Raw genomic sequence first — 13,577 nt, 5'->3', positions numbered from 1 at the left:
TTGAAAACATGTGACATCGAGAAGGAATCCCGCTTTTCCTATATGATGGAAATCAGGAGGTTCTCATCGCTTTCTTTCCACTCAGAACCATTTCCATTTTTAATTTTGCAATCTGCTCTTCCTCCCCACCAGGGCGGCTGGCGCAGGACGAAGACTCGGGAGGGATCAAGCGGGTCAGGTGAGATCCACTTTTGGAGCGTAGCGACAAAAGTTAGCTCACCGCCCGCCCCTCCGAACGCGCAGTCCTGTAGAAGCCGCCCCGACTATGTTCGCGCAAGCACAGTAACTTTGAAAAAGAGAGAACGTCCCCTGCTTTTCATTAACACATTCTTTTTTGAACAGGAAAAGAACCGGCACAGGGCCGGTTCTTCTTTAGGTTTCTTATTTTTTTTCTGACAGCCAGGCTGCAACGGCCTGTGCGTCTTCGCCTTCTACAACGTTCGGCGGCATTTGCCCTTGTCCGTTTTCAATGACGCTTAAAATGTCTTCCTCGCTCATTTTTGATCCAATTGTGTCAAGTGCCGGTCCGAATCCGCCTTCCAGATTGCCGCCATGACAGCTTAAGCAGCTCTGCTTATATACTTCTTCGCCAGCGGAAGCAGTTGTTTCTTCTGCACCCTCATCTGTTGCCGGCGCTTCTGTTTCGGTCTGTGGCTCTGTTTCCTCAACCGCCGCATCCTCTTCTCCGCCTCCGCACGCTGCAAGCGCAACGGACGAGCCAAGTATAAGTGCCAACACTGATTTTTTCCATTCCATTTTACATGTCCCCCTCATGAACTGGTTTTAACTCCTTTGTTAGTATACCAAACATACCCATTTGCGTAGACGGTCATACGTGACGAAAAAGGCAAGATTGACTTCTACCTTTTTCATTCCCTTGCCGCCTGAAAAGAAAACGCCCCCTCACCCTTTTAACAGGGGATCGAGCTTTTTCAGGACCTGCTGCAGACGTTCGCTATGTAACGAGTACATGGCCTTCGCGTCTGCTGCTTCCGTCGCGAGCGCAAAGGATTCCAAATCGGCCTGGCACTTTTTCAGCGACGCTAAAAGCATTTCCTTCTCCTGTGGAGGCGGAACATCCAGCTTGTCATCAAACACATCCACCGTCAGCTGCCCGGAGGAATCCACCTGCGCCAGAAAAATGTTATCAACGGTCAGCCCCAGCTTATCGATTTCCCCCATCAGCCAGCCGCGGTTTAAATTGATCGTGGCCAATGGTTCATCGAGAATTTTCCCATCCATAATAACGGTTTGCGGCTCCTTCACAGGCGGGACCTTTATTCCGAGCATATTTAATGTAATCGGCTGGTTTTCCTTTTTTAAGAGAACGCTTAAATCACCTGACGCCTCCAGCACCGCAAACTCCACGTCCGCTACTTGAAACACATCCTTTTGACGCAGCAGCTCGAGCAGCTCATCTGTTGAATACCGTTCCTTTTTCAGGTTTTCTTCCATAACCTTGCCGTTTTTAATGAAGACAACCCCTTTTCCTTCGACAAGTGTACGGAACTTCTTGCTTTTCATTGATAGAAGTCCGACGAGAAAAGGGACGAATGTAAACACAACGACACCGACGATTCCGTGGAAAATATTCCGGTCAAGACCTGTGACGACCTCCGCCCCGATACTTCCGACGGTAATGCCTGTTACGTATTCAAAAAAAGACAGCTGTGACAGCTGCTTTTTCCCGAGAAGCTTGGTCATAACAAACAACACTAGTAAAAACAGCAGCCCGCGCAGACCGACTTCCACCCATTCTGGCACGGCACCCACCTCCTGGCCTTTTAAAATCCTTTGTACTCCGCCTCCTGCCGTTCAAGCTCCCCGACTCTGCTTTTCACATCTTCAACAGTATCACTTACTGTCATCATCGCTTCGTGAAGAGTTTGCCTGGACTCATCATCCTGCGCAAGAAGCGCCATCGTCGAAAGACCGGCTTCGATGTTTTTCAAGCTCGCTAAACACTGTTTCACCTCTGCTGCAACGGTCATGATCCCCTCTCCTTCACCATTTCAATGGACACGGCATGGGCAATACACGGAATAGACTCTCCCTGCTGATATGTTAGCGGGGACAGGAGGGCGCCTGTCGCAACGACAAGCAGCCGCTTCAACTCGCCCCTTTTCATCCGGTTCAGCAAGTGCCCGTATACGACGACCGCCGAGCAGCCAGGGCCGCTCGCCCCCGAGAACACAGGCTGGCCCTTCCTGTAAATCATCATTCCGCAGTCCTTATACTGATTTTCCTGAATCGGCGTACCGTGCTTTTCAAACAGTCGAAGGGACACTGTATGTCCGATTTCTCCTAAATCGCCCGTGACAATCAAGTCGTAATAAGAAGCATCAATTCCCCGGTCTCTTAAATGGGATTCGATCGTTTCAACCGCAGCCGGTGCCATCGCCCCGCCCATATTAAACGGATCAGACAGCCCCATATCGATGACCCGCCCAATCGTCGCCGATGTGACTCGCGGTCCATCGCCTTCTCCCGCCAATAAAGCGGCGCCCGCTCCGGTCACGGTCCATTGCGAGGTGGGCGGCTTTTGGCCGCCATATTCAGTCGGATAACGAAACTGCTTTTCCACAGCAGCGTTGTGACTCGATGCACCGGTTAAAAGATAATCCGCCCCTCGGCCATTCATAATCATCGCTCCGAGCGCAAGGCCCTCCATCGAGGTGGAGCAGGCCCCGAACAGTCCGATGTAGGGGGCACCAAGCGTCCGGCAGGCCAGGCTCGTCGGCGTGATCTGATTAATGAGATCCCCTCCTAATATAAACTGAACCTGTTCCTTTCGGAGACCGCCTTTTTCCATCGCTTTTTGACAGGCTTCTTCAAACAGGAGCCTGTGCGCTTTTTCATACGATTCCTGCCCGATCCATAAATCCTCGTGCAGCAAGTCAAAGTCCTCCGCAAGCTCTCCGTTTGCTTCAAAAGGACCGCCAACCGTACCTGTTGCGAGAATAACAGGCTTCCGGTCGAATTCCCACGTTTGATGACCCTTCAGCATTACAGCCCACCCCATTGTGTTAACAGTGTTTTAATCGTCGCTACAATAAACGCGGAAAACACACCGAACAAAATCACCGAGCCGGCCAGCTTAAACATGTTTCCGCCAACACCGAGCACGAAGCCTTCCGTCCGGTGCTCAATCGCAGCGGAAATCACCGCATTGCCAAAGCCCGTGAGCGGAACAGCGGAGCCTGCTCCCGCAAACTGGGCAATCCGATCATAAACGCCCGCACCCGTTAAAATCATCGCAATAAAAATCATCGTACCGGCTGTCGGATTGCCCGCCGTCTGCTCGGTGAAATCAAAAAAGAAAATAAAAAAGTATTGAACGGCCTGGCCAATCGCACAAATCAAGCCGCCCACCAGAAATGCATTCACACAGTTTCGAAGCACCGGCCGCTTTACTTCAACCTGCTTTTGCAGCGCCTGGTATTCCTGCTGGACCGGCGTCAGCATCTTTTTTTCATTATCCGCCATGATACTTCCCCTTTACGATTGCCGGTATTGCGGCTCTTCCTGCATCATTTGCTCAATGCGCGGTCCGAATTGATCAATGATTCCTTGCGTTTGCTTTGCCGCCTCTTCATAGAGTGTTTTCGCCTGCTGATTATCGGTGCTGAGCGAAAAGGTTTCAAAGCTTGCCTGCACCGTTTTAAGGCCGGCCATTGTTGTTTTTACATCATTTATTACGGTCATTGTGATCTTCCTCCTTTTTCATCTGAACAGTGATAGCGTGGCAAAAAAAAGGGCTGTTTATTCAACCAATAAGTAACAGGCCATTTTACGGGCAGGATGGGTACACTACTTTTCGTAAACGAACGGAGGGGTATGAATGGCAACTCGGAGATGGCTGATCGGGGCAGGCTTTGTGTTTTATTCCTTTTTTGCCCTGCCTGCTTCCGCAGAGGAACGGCTAACAGAACGAATGGCATTTTACGAAAAAGTGGAAAAAACCATGCTGATTCCATGGTATTACATGGCCGCCGTTGATCAATATGAACGCAATATCCAGGCGGTTCGAGATGATATTCCGGATAAAGACGGCCCCGCTGCTATCCACTTTTCACGCTCGTTCTGGTCCGGAAAGCTAAACCCGGTCAAAGAAAACACCTCACCAGCCCTTCTTTCTTTTTTTGGCGGAAAAGGAGCGGATGGCAACGCCGACGGAAAAGCCGATCCAAATGATCCAGATGATATCTTTGCGACAATGGCGCACGTGCTGACGAAAAATGGCTACAGCGAAAAGGACATCAAAAAATCGTTAAAAAGCTATTACAAAAAAGATGAAACGGTCAATCAGATTTTGACCATTGCCGCTCTTTATGAGCACTTCGATACGATTCAGCTTGATGATCACTCGTTTCCACTGCCGCTCGGGCACGATTATAGCTACCGGAGCACGTGGGGAGACAATCGCGGCTGGGGCGGACGGCGTATTCATGAAGGAACTGATTTGTTTGCCTCTTATGGTGTCCCGGTGCAGGCTACCACATACGGCATCATCGAGGTGAAAGGTTGGAATGAATACGGTGGCTGGCGAATCGGGCTGCGGGATGCACAAAACGTGTATCATTACTATGCTCACCTGTCCGGCTTCGCTGAAAACATGAAGGAAGGCATGATTGTAAAGCCTGGAACTGTCCTCGGCTACGTCGGCAGCTCCGGCTATGGAAAGCAAGGAACATCCGGCTTGTTTCCGCCTCATCTTCATTACGGTATGTATAAATACAACGGCCGGACCGAATGGGCATTTGACCCGTATCCATCGCTTTCTCACTGGGAGCAGACAGACCGGCAAAAGAAATAAAAAAAAGCTGCCTCGGCTGAGACAGCTTTTTTTTGCTTATAGACGTGATCGGAGGTAGGCGTTGATAAACGCACTGATGTCGCCATCCATAACGGCCTGGATATTCCCCGTTTCTTCGTTTGTCCGATGATCCTTCACCATGGAGTATGGATGGAACACGTATGAACGAATCTGGCTTCCCCAGCCGATTTCCTTTTGTTCGCCGCGGATTTCAAGAAGCTCGGCTTCCTGCTCCTCCAGGCGGCGCTGATACAATTTCCCTTTAAGCATTTTCATCGCATGCTCACGGTTTTTAATCTGTGAACGCTCGGTCTGGCAGGTCACGACGACTCCTGTCGGAATATGGGTAATCCGAACAGCTGAATCGGTCGTATTGATGTGCTGCCCGCCGGCGCCGCTTGCACGGTACGTATCCACTTTTAAATCTTCCGTGCGGATATCAATTTCAATTTCCTCATTGAATTCGGGCATCACTTCACACGATACGAAAGACGTGTGGCGGCGGCCTGATGAATCAAATGGTGAAATCCGGACAAGACGGTGAACGCCTTTTTCCGCTTTTAAATAGCCGTATGCATTATGTCCCTTGATCAAAAGCGTCACGCTTTTCACACCGGCTTCGTCGCCTGGCAGATAATCGATCGTTTCCACTTTAAAGCCGCGTTTTTCCGCCCAGCGCGTGTACATCCGAAGCAGCAATGACGCCCAGTCCTGGGACTCCGTGCCGCCTGCGCCAGGATGCAGCTCAAGGATCGCATTATTTTTATCGTGCTGCTCACTAAGAAGCATTTGAAGCTCATACTGCTCAAGCCGCGCACTGAATTGTTTCATTTCCTCAATAAGTTCCACATGCAAATCTTCATCGTTTTCTTCTTTTAGCAATTCATGCGTCATCTCAAGGTTTTCTTGTGTTTCGACAAGGTCTTTGTATTCATTAACCATCTCTTTTAGCGCATTTGATTCGTTGATAACCGTTTGTGCGCTATTTTGATCGTTCCAAAACTCAGGGTCAAGCATGCGGTCTTCAAGCTCCGCCATTCGTGCCTCTTTGTTTTCTAAGTCAAAGAGACCCCCTGAAGTCCGCCAATTTTTCGGCTGAATTGTCTAGCGTATTGCGAATTTCAAATAGTTCCATCTGTTCCACCTCGGGTTAAATTTAAAGTTTGTCGAACGTGCCTGCATGTTGTCCTGGCGAGGTATTATTCCTCCGCACCGTGACAGTTTTTATATTTTTTGCCGCTGCCGCACGGGCATAGCTCGTTGCGTCCGATTTCCGGCGCTTTGCGAAGCGGTTTTTTCTTTTTGACGCCTTCGTCTTCTTTTGGATTTACCGCCTGGCCCTTTGCGACTTCCTGCCGCTCCAGGTTGCTGCGGATTTCCGCTTTCATCACATATTTGGATGCTTCTTCATTGATGGCTGTAATCATTTGCTCAAACATCGCAAAGCCTTCATTTTGATACTCGCGAAGCGGATCAATCTGGCCGTAAGCACGCAAATGAATTCCCTGGCGCAGCTGGTCCATGGCATCGATATGGTTAATCCATTTCGAGTCAACCGCACGAAGCAAGACCACCTTTTCAAATTCACGCATTTGTTCCGCGCCAAGCTGCTCTTCACGCGCATTGTAGCGGGCCATTACTTTGTCCGTAATGATGCTGCTGATGCCATCAAGATCCTTGCCGCGCAGCTCGTCAGCCGTTACCGCATTTTCCTCAAGTAAATTGGCGTTCACCGCGTCCGCAATGCCTTCTGCGTTGAATGGCTCCCCGGCTTCATCATCATTTGCATGAGCCGCAATCGTGGCTGCGATCGCTTTAATGACCATGTCTTCCAAAATCGCACGCAAGTTTTCTGACTCAAGCACTTCATCACGCTGCTTATAAATAATTTCACGCTGCTGGCGCAATACATCATCATATTCAAGAAGACGTTTCCGTGCGTCAAAGTTGTTGCCTTCTACCCGCTTCTGGGCAGACTCCACAGCACGGGACACCATTTTGCTTTGAATCGGCTGCGTGTCGTCCATGCCAAGCTTCGACATCATCGACTTCATATTGTCCGAGCCAAAACGGCGCATTAATTCATCTTCCATTGATAAGTAAAACTGTGTGACACCCGGGTCGCCCTGGCGTCCAGAACGTCCGCGAAGCTGATTATCAATCCGGCGTGACTCGTGGCGCTCGGTCCCGATAACCGCTAAGCCGCCGAGTTCCTTTACGCCCTCGCCAAGCTTAATATCCGTTCCGCGTCCGGCCATGTTCGTGGCAATCGTCACAACGCCAGGCTGACCGGCATTTAAAATGATTTCCGCTTCACTTTCATGGTTTTTCGCATTCAATACGTTATGCGGAACGCCTTTTTTCTTTAAGTGGGCAGAAATGAGCTCGGATGTTTCAATCGCAACGGTGCCGACTAAAACGGGCTGCTTTTTCTGGTAGCGCTCATAAATGTCTTCCACAACCGCCATAAATTTGCCGTTCATCGTCGCGTAAATCAAATCCGCACGGTCATCACGGGCAACAGGACGGTTTGTCGGAATCGCAATCACGCGCATGTTGTAAATATTGCGGAACTCTTCTTCTTCCGTTTTCGCCGTTCCGGTCATACCGGAAAGCTTTTCATACATACGGAAGAAGTTCTGGAAGGTGATGGTCGCCATTGTCATGCTTTCATTTTGAATGTTGACGCCTTCTTTTGCCTCAATGGCCTGGTGAAGCCCATCCGAGTAACGGCGTCCTTTCATTAAACGGCCGGTAAACTGGTCGACAATCACGACTTCGCCGTCCTGCACAACATAATCAACGTCACGGTGCATCGTGACACGGGCTTTTAGCGCCTGTGTAATGTGATGATTCAAGCCGACGTGTTTTAAATCGAATAAATTCTCAATGCCGAATGCTTTTTCCGCTTTCGTCATCCCTTCTTCTGTTAACAAAACGCTTTTCGTTTTAATATCAACAGTGAAGTCTTCGTCTTCCTTGAGCGTACGTACAAAAGCAAACGCATGAATGTACAGCTGTGTGGACTTTGCGGCCTGGCCAGAGATGATAAGCGGTGTCCGCGCTTCATCCACCAGGATGGAATCGACTTCATCGATAACGGCATAATGAAGCGGGCGCTGAACTTTATGCTCCTTGTAAACGACCATGTTATCGCGCAAATAGTCAAAGCCGAATTCGTTGTTTGTTCCGTACGTAATATCAGCTTCGTACGCTTCTTTTTTCTGTTCCTTCGACAGGCTGTTTAAGTTCAAGCCCACTGTCAGGCCAAGAAATTCGTAAAGGCGGCCCATCTCTTCTGCATCACGCGACGCCAAGTATTCGTTGACTGTGATGACATGAACCCCTTTGCCGGAAATCGCATTTAAATAAACCGGCATTGTCGCCGTCAGCGTTTTCCCTTCACCGGTTTTCATCTCGGAGATATTGCCTTCATGAAGGGCGATCCCCCCCATAAGCTGAACACGGTACGGATAAAGACCGAGCACCCGTTTTGCTGCTTCACGGACAACCGCAAATGCTTCCGTCAGGAGCTTATCCAGGGATTCGCCTTTTTGATACCGCTCTTTGAACTCTTCTGTTTTTGCTTTTAGGGCCAGATCAGAGAGCGCTGCCGTTTCGTCAGCCAGCGCTTCCACTTTTTCTGCCATTTTCTCAAGCTTTTTAACTTCTTTTTTATTTGCATCAAATACTTTATTTAATAAACCCATTTAAAACGCTCCTTTTCAGGTTCAACAGGGCGAAACCTTCGCATTTTTCCTATTTAATAGTACCATGTCTAAGGATGCGCGTACACTCATACGGTTTTATTTTTGGCTGTTCACTGCTGCCTGAAGCTTTTCCTCCAGAACAGCCTCCATCTCTTTTTGCCGCTTTGAAAGTGTAGAAGCAGAAATGGCATAGCGGCCGGCAATGGCTGCTTTGGATTCTTTTTGTTCCACTAATCCGTGCGCCTGCAGCAGTCCGATTAAAGCGGCCGTAAAGACTTCCGGCTTCCGGACCGCTGGATCTTCCTTCACGCAGTAGTAATTCCAGAGCAGTACAGCCATTTGTGTAACCGGCTGGCCCAGCTGTTCGTTTTGGAAGGATGATTCAATGTGTTCTGCCGTCTCGCGATGGGCATCCTTTTCCCATGTCAGTGTTGTTAAATCAACTGCTGAATGATCCTGTTCATACACCTCAAACAACGTGTTCATCACACCTACAAAGTCTTGCGTGTAAAACGCCTGTGAGTCATCAAACGGTGACTCCTCGAATTTCGCTTGAACCGCTTTCGTCATGGCTTCCGCATGTGCTGCTTCAAAATGAAAATCGGTCATGAAGAAGGTATGATCTCCTTCGTGAGGCAATAAAGCCCCCGTCACAAACGCGCCGACTAAATCAACACTCCGCAGCGCACGAATCGAGTGTGTTTCATTTGTTAGAATATCCCGGACCTGATAAACCGGACCGTCACAGGCTTCAATGACACCCGCTATAAAGCGGTAATCAAGCCAGGATGAGATGATTTCCGCTGTGCGCTGGCGCGGGATAGTGGGGACGCGCTTTTTCACAAACTTTGTTAAAATCGTTTCATTCTCTTTGATTGTCCGCGTTAAAATCGCCCAGATTTCAAACGTCACTAAAAACACCTGTTCATTTTGCCGAAGCGTTTCATTTGACTGAAGCAGCGGCTGAAATTCTTTTTTCAGCATGGCCGAATGGTTTTCCATCGCATAATCGATGAGTTCCCGCTGCATTTCACTCGTTTCTTCGACGAGCACCTGCACAATCGCCGCTCCTTCTGTTTTTCCACAGCACTTTTTATATTTTTTCCCGCTGCCGCACAGGCATGGGTCGTTTCGTCCAATTGACATTGATTGTTTCCTCCTCGTGCAAAATCACGCTCTCTATCATACCACGAATTGTGAACACAAAAAAGAAGCCCCCGAAAGACGCAGGGCTTCTTGTATGTTTTCGTTAGTTTGTTTCAATCAGTCCGTACTTGCCATCGCTTCGTTTATACACGATGTTCGTGCCGTTGGTTTCCGCATCTGTGTAAATAAAGAAGCTGTGTCCAAGAAGGTTCATTTGAAGAACGGCTTCTTCTGAATCCATTGGCTTCAGATCAAATTGCTTTGTGCGGACTACTTGCATATCATCATTTTCTTCTTCCGCTGCTCCATTTTCAGCCTGCACCGCGAAATAATCCTGCGGCTCGCCTTTTTCACGGAACTTGCGGTTCACTTTTGTTTTATGCTTGCGGATTTGGCGCTCCAATTTATCCGTAATCAAATCAACAGCTGCATACAAATCCGGGTTGCGCTCTTCTGCGCGAAGAACAAGATTTTTCATTGGAATGGTTACTTCCACTTTTGCATTTGTATTATTGTACGTTTTTAAATTGACATGCACATTCGCATTAGGAGTTTCGGTGAAATAACGCTCCAGCTTGCTGATTTTCTTTTCTACGTGCTCACGGATTGCCGGAGTCACTTCAATATTTTCACCACGAATGTTATAGTTCATCATGCTAGAACTCCTCCTTCAACTAATTGCTATACTCTTAATATTCTTTACATACCCTTCATAATCCTTCTTAATCCTTAAAAAAATTTGTCGAATTTTCAAATTATTTTTTGTATAAAAAGAACCGGGCTTATTCAGCACCGGATCTCATTAATTTCGTTTATCGTAAAACACACCATCCGGCTGCAACGCCTCATACGGATTCGAGTACTTGCCCATTGATTGCTTTTTCACGTTCACTTCACGCAGATCCATTTGAACCGAGCGGCTTAATTGCTGAAGGCGCGCTTCAATTTCCTGATTCATTAAATTAATTTCGCTTCCAAGCTGCTTTTCTTCTGCGGTAAATGGAGGCTGAATCGAAGGCAAAATCGTCTCGCGCTGATCTAAAAGCTCTTCTACCTCTTCAATTTGACTGTCACGATCCTGCGCGGCTGCCTCAAGCAAATCGAGTAGCCGCTTCGTCATTTTGTGACAGTCATGAACGGGCGTCATTACACCCGGCCGCCGGCGCCCACTTGCTGGATGCGGCGGTTTTCTTGAATGACCTGCTTCCACGTATCACGGAATTCCGTCACAAACTCTTCCACTTCTTTTAAAATCGCCGGATCATTTTTAATGTTCGCTTCCACCAGGCGCTCATGCATAAACTCATAAAGAGCCAGCATGTTTTTGCCAAGATCGGTGTCCGCTTTAAGCGTAATGCTCAACTCACGAATAATTGCCTGCGCTTTTTGGACATGCAGATTTTTTTGTTCAATATTATTTTCAATCATTGCTTTCTCTGCATAACGGATAAACTTAATACATCCGTTATAAAGCATTAGTGTTAATTCACCAGGGGACGCAGTGTTGACTGAGTTGTTAGCATATGCTTGCTGTGGATTATTCATAGCCAAAATAAAGACACTCCTTTTTTCATTAGAACGAGCTAAATTGTTGCATCAAGTAAGAGGACTGAGAATTTGCTTGCTGAATCGCTTTCTCCATCGCGGTAAACTGGCGCCAATAGCGGTCTTCCACTTGCGTCAGACGGTCTTCGAAGCTATTTATTCGATTGTCAAAATCAGAAAGCTGACGCCCCAATGTGAATTGTTGATTAGTAGAACCCGCTATCCCTGCTTTATCCTTCAATTGATTAAAAGATTTTATTACTGTATCGGATAACCGACGAATAATTCCTTGCTCACTGACAGGTGATGTACTCGCCCCTCCAATGAACAAAGCTTCAACGGCTTCCGGATTATCTGCAATCGCTTTTTTTAATTCTGATTCGTTAATTTCAAGCTTCCCGCCAGCTAAATAATCTTTGGTAGTTTTAATCCCAATTTCTGAAATTTGATTATAGTCAGAATTGGTCTCACTGTTTGTAACAGTTTGTGAAAAACTAAGCCGCATTGATGACAAAAGGCTGGACAAAACCGAATCTCGTCTCAATAAGCCGCTTTTCGCTTTTATTTCCCATTGTTCCTGTTGCTTTTCACTTAATTGCTCTTTTTGTTCATCTGTTAAAGGCGTGTAAGATCGATGCCGTTCTTCAGATAGCTTAGATTGAATGGAAGCAATCATTGCGTTATACTTTTCAACAAAATCTTTAATATTATTGAAAATTGCATCCGTGTCTCGATTGACAGAAAGCGTCGCGGTCCCTCCAGTACCTGCTTGTTTTAAGGTAACTGTCACACCATTTATTTCAAATGTATTGGTAGATCGATTTGTATCTAAACCATTGATTTTAAATACGGAATTCTCGCCTAATACTGCAGGTGTACCACTTGTATCTAGCTTCAATGCAGAAGTTACAAAGTTATTTGACGCCTCGCTTATGCCGTCTGCATCTTGATCATAATTTCCATTTGAAATTGTAATGTTGTTTCCAGAATTAAAATCACCAGTTTCTTTTTGCATCACTGACAACTGGTTTGTTGCCGTATCGAAGAACATAGAAACGCCTGCATCCGATTTATTAACTTTCGAAATAAGCTGATTGAATGTTTCCGTGGACTGAACAAGGAACTTTTCAGTAACATCCTGAGAAGACCCTTTAGTTGTGATAGCAAAATCCACGTATTTATCATCGGCTGTGCCCTTGGCAATATAGTTAATTTCTACTGATGCACCAGAAACTACTGTTTTGCTAAAGGTAATTTTTCCATTCGCATCGATAGAGGCTTGATTTTGAGCTGGATCCAATGCCCCGCTGACTAACTGATATGCTGTTCCATTTACTTTAACGGACATTTTGTTATATTCGCTAGATTGGATGGAATTAGGCGTTACTTCCAGTTGAAGATCATTGTCTCCCTCCCCACTGAGCACAGCAGAACCCACCTTTCCATCACTCCAAGTCCATGTTCCATCAAATGAGCTTTCAAGATCTTTTAGTGATTTAGATGTATCAAAGTTAGATTCACCGGCTTTTTTCAATGACCCTGACGACACCCACGTTTCTGCTTTCGCCAAACTCGTCACGTCTGATATTGAATAAGATCCTTGTGAAGCTGAAGTTGATGCTGTGGCGGTTGCCAGAGCTTCATTAGAAGATGACACTGAACTTGCCCGATATTTTGATGTCTGGAGCATACCAGTTATCGATGTTAAATTTTTAAAATCATTCAAAAGAATATTCATTTCTCTATACTGATCACGCTGCCATTCAACAATTTGTTTGCTTTGTTTTATTTTATCAAGTGGTAAGCGTTGAGCTTTCATCATATCGTTTACAATTGCCTCAATATCCATTCCGCTTGCCATTCCGCCTACTCGCATTACCATAATAATGTCCTCCCGGTTACGCTTTTTTATCGAATAAAAGCCCAATAAATTCGTTCATAGCTGCATACATATCCATTAATTTCTTAGACGGTACTTCCCGTATAACTTCTTTGGATTCATCGTCTACAACGACTACATAATATTCTTTCAAATCATCGTGGTATTCAAATTGAACGTGTCTCTTTGATGGAATAAGAACTTCATTGACATCTTCAACAAATCGCTGCATGTCTTCTTCTTTTATTGCATACATTTCTTCTTGCAAATTTTGAACTTCCTGTTCAGAACCCACATTTTTTTCTTTTTCAGCTTTTGATAACTCCTGTACTTCCTTTAGCTGTATTGATTTCTCAATTGTATTTGCAACGCTCCCACCTACACGTTCAATCATCGTCTTGCCTCCTCGATGCACCTTTTTTCTTTTCTTTATATCGGTTTATTTTCTCGTTTGTTAAGCAAATTCTGGACAATTCATCTG

15 protein-coding genes are annotated in these 13,577 nt (G+C 46.6%); 1 reads left to right on the top strand and 14 read right to left on the bottom strand.

Features of this window, described 5'->3' with window-relative positions; all coding sequences use genetic code 11:
* Positions 1-381: 381 nt before the first annotated feature.
* The 6 genes from cccB to BW952_RS06150 form a co-directional block, all read right to left on the bottom strand.
* Positions 382-756 (bottom strand): cytochrome c551, encoded by a 375-nt coding sequence (cccB, locus tag BW952_RS06175; RefSeq protein WP_045849730.1) that lies wholly within the window; start codon positions 754-756, stop codon positions 382-384.
* A 147-nt stretch (positions 757-903) separates the two neighbouring features.
* Positions 904-1,773 carry a DUF421 domain-containing protein gene (locus tag BW952_RS06170; RefSeq protein ID WP_169714085.1) on the bottom strand — a complete coding sequence of 290 codons (870 nt, stop codon included), beginning with the start codon at positions 1,771-1,773 and terminating at the stop codon, positions 904-906.
* 11 nt (positions 1,774-1,784) lie between these two features.
* Positions 1,785-1,991, bottom strand: coding sequence for a DUF1657 domain-containing protein (locus tag BW952_RS06165; RefSeq protein ID WP_045849728.1), 207 nt, complete (start codon positions 1,989-1,991; stop codon positions 1,785-1,787).
* A complete protein-coding gene (gene spoVAD / locus BW952_RS06160) occupies positions 1,988-3,007 on the bottom strand; it encodes a stage V sporulation protein AD (protein WP_045849727.1) in 1,020 nt (339 codons plus the stop codon). The genes BW952_RS06165 and spoVAD overlap by 4 nt, the downstream gene beginning before the upstream one ends.
* On the bottom strand, positions 3,007-3,486 hold the full coding sequence (gene spoVAC, locus BW952_RS06155) for a stage V sporulation protein AC (protein WP_045849726.1): 480 nt from the start codon (positions 3,484-3,486) through the stop codon (positions 3,007-3,009). The genes spoVAD and spoVAC overlap by 1 nt, the downstream gene beginning before the upstream one ends.
* A 12-nt stretch (positions 3,487-3,498) precedes the next feature.
* Complete coding sequence (locus BW952_RS06150) at positions 3,499-3,705, bottom strand: DUF1657 domain-containing protein (protein WP_045849725.1); 207 nt, start codon at positions 3,703-3,705, stop codon at positions 3,499-3,501.
* A gap of 136 nt (positions 3,706-3,841) precedes the next feature.
* On the opposite strand from BW952_RS06150, the gene BW952_RS06145 reads away from it, so the two are divergent.
* Complete coding sequence (locus BW952_RS06145; protein ID WP_052698376.1) at positions 3,842-4,816, top strand: M23 family metallopeptidase; 975 nt, start codon at positions 3,842-3,844, stop codon at positions 4,814-4,816.
* A 36-nt stretch (positions 4,817-4,852) separates the two neighbouring features.
* Here the strand turns inward: BW952_RS06145 and prfB are convergent.
* The 8 genes from prfB to flaG all read right to left on the bottom strand — a co-directional run bounded on the left by prfB (position 4,853) and on the right by flaG (position 13,490).
* Positions 4,853-5,951 (bottom strand): peptide chain release factor 2 gene (gene prfB, locus BW952_RS06140; RefSeq protein WP_139325422.1). Its coding sequence is split into 2 segments (ribosomal slippage): positions 4,853-5,878 and positions 5,880-5,951, totalling 1,098 coding nucleotides; the frame shifts between segments, so codons are not numbered across the junction.
* 64 nt (positions 5,952-6,015) lie between these two features.
* Positions 6,016-8,526: a preprotein translocase subunit SecA gene (gene secA / locus BW952_RS06135; protein WP_045849724.1), complete on the bottom strand. Its 2,511-nt coding sequence runs from the start codon at positions 8,524-8,526 to the stop codon at positions 6,016-6,018.
* Positions 8,527-8,622: 96 nt separating this feature from the next.
* Positions 8,623-9,672, bottom strand: a complete 1,050-nt coding sequence (locus tag BW952_RS06130; RefSeq protein WP_045849723.1) for an SEC-C metal-binding domain-containing protein — start codon at positions 9,670-9,672, stop codon at positions 8,623-8,625.
* Positions 9,673-9,775: 103 nt separating this feature from the next.
* Positions 9,776-10,327 carry a ribosome hibernation-promoting factor, HPF/YfiA family gene (gene hpf / locus BW952_RS06125; protein ID WP_045849722.1) on the bottom strand — a complete coding sequence of 184 codons (552 nt, stop codon included), beginning with the start codon at positions 10,325-10,327 and terminating at the stop codon, positions 9,776-9,778.
* A 147-nt stretch (positions 10,328-10,474) separates the two neighbouring features.
* Complete coding sequence (gene fliT / locus BW952_RS06120; protein ID WP_045849721.1) at positions 10,475-10,819, bottom strand: flagellar protein FliT; 345 nt, start codon at positions 10,817-10,819, stop codon at positions 10,475-10,477.
* A complete protein-coding gene (gene fliS, locus BW952_RS06115; protein WP_045849720.1) occupies positions 10,819-11,223 on the bottom strand; it encodes a flagellar export chaperone FliS in 405 nt (134 codons plus the stop codon). The genes fliT and fliS overlap by 1 nt, the downstream gene beginning before the upstream one ends.
* A gap of 22 nt (positions 11,224-11,245) precedes the next feature.
* The gene (gene fliD / locus BW952_RS06110; RefSeq protein WP_045849719.1) at positions 11,246-13,099 is read right to left on the bottom strand and encodes a flagellar filament capping protein FliD; all 1,854 of its coding nucleotides are present in this window, start codon (positions 13,097-13,099) and stop codon (positions 11,246-11,248) included.
* Between the two features lie 16 nt (positions 13,100-13,115).
* The gene (gene flaG / locus BW952_RS06105; protein WP_045849718.1) at positions 13,116-13,490 is read right to left on the bottom strand and encodes a flagellar protein FlaG; all 375 of its coding nucleotides are present in this window, start codon (positions 13,488-13,490) and stop codon (positions 13,116-13,118) included.
* Positions 13,491-13,577 lie beyond the last annotated feature (87 nt).

This window comes from Domibacillus enclensis, from assembly GCF_900156125.1.
Lineage (GTDB): Bacteria > Bacillota > Bacilli > Bacillales > Domibacillaceae > Domibacillus > Domibacillus enclensis.
The sequence above is the reverse complement of the archived record's forward strand: the minus strand, read 5'-3'. Positions and strand labels throughout refer to the sequence as shown.